Below are 1,239 nucleotides of genomic sequence, written 5' to 3' on the forward strand. Positions count from 1 at the left end.
TGCCTCGTATTCGGCGGGTGGGACGTGGCCGAGTTCGCCGTGCAGACGGCGGTTGTTGTACCAGTCGATGTACTCGACGGTGGCGATCTCGAGTTCGTCGAGCCCGCGCCAAGGGCCTTTGTTGCGGACGAGTTCGGCTTTGAACAGCGAGTTGAACGCCTCCGCCATGGCGTTGTCGTAGGAGTCGCCCTTCGACCCGACCGAGGCGACCGCGCCGGTCTCGGCCAGCCGCTGGCTGTAGCGGATCGCTCGATATTGGACTCCGCGGTCGGAGTGGTGGACCAGTTTCCGCAGGTCAGATCGTTGATTCTCGCGGCGCCAGATGGCCATTTTCAACGCGTCCAACGCGAGATCGGTGTAGAGGCTCGTAGCGACCTGCCAGCCGACGATCAGCCGGGAGTACACGTCAAGGACGAACGCGGCGTACACCCAGCCGGCGCTGGTGCGCACGTAGGTCAGATCAGCGACCCACAACTGGTTCGGATGATCTGCGGTGAAGTCGCGGTTGACCAGGTCAGCAGGCCGCCCGGTCTCGGGTGCGGGCCGGGTCGTGCGCGGTGACTTGTCGCGCAACAGCCCGCGCAGCCCGGTGGCGCGCATCAGCCGCTCGACCGTGCACCTGGCCACCGGCATCCCTTGGCGGTGCAGTTCATGCCAGATCTTGCGGGCGCCATAAACGTCGTAGTTCTCCTTATGGATCCGCTCGATCGTCGCGGTCAGCTTGCCGTCGCGCACCGTCCGGGCCGAGGCCGGTCGGGTCTTCGCGGCGTAGTAGGTCGACGGTGCGATCTGTGCCGGCGTGCCTTCGAGCGCCTGCAGGACCGGCTGGACACCGTGTTCGGACCGTTGAGAGTCGACGAAGTCGACCTTCATCGCGACGGACGGTCCAGCTCCGCCGCGAAGAAACTCGCCGCGGACTTCAGGATCTGGTTCGCCCGCCGCAGCTCACGATTCTCCCGCTCGAGAGCCGCGAGGCGTTCCGCGTCGCTGCTGGTCGTGCCCGGCCGGTCCCCGGCGTCGATTTCGGCCTTCTTCACCCAGGTGCGCAGCGCCTCGGGATGAATCCCGAGCTGGTCGGCGATCCTGCGGATCGCCCCTGTCGCGGACGCCGGGTCCCGGCGGGCCTCGACCACCAGCCGGGTCGCACGCTCACGCAGCTCGTCGGGGTACTTCTTCGGTGCCGGCATAGCTAAATCTTCTCCCAGGTTTCGATGTCTCCATCAAACCCGGGGCGAAACA

General features: G+C 66.3%; 1 protein-coding gene. It reads right to left on the minus strand.

Annotated elements, in window-relative coordinates:
* A protein-coding gene (locus tag ACIA5C_RS48635; RefSeq protein WP_396068207.1) for an IS3 family transposase occupies positions 1-1,187 on the minus strand; the annotation gives its coding sequence in 2 pieces (ribosomal slippage) (positions 1-908 and positions 908-1,187; 1,188 coding nt annotated over the 2 pieces). This gene is flagged as partial in the annotation.
* Positions 1,188-1,239: the final 52 nt, after the last annotated feature.

Origin of the sequence: Actinoplanes sp. NPDC051343 (assembly GCF_044455125.1) — a bacterium.
In the GTDB taxonomy this organism is placed as follows: Bacteria; Actinomycetota; Actinomycetes; order Mycobacteriales; family Micromonosporaceae; genus Actinoplanes.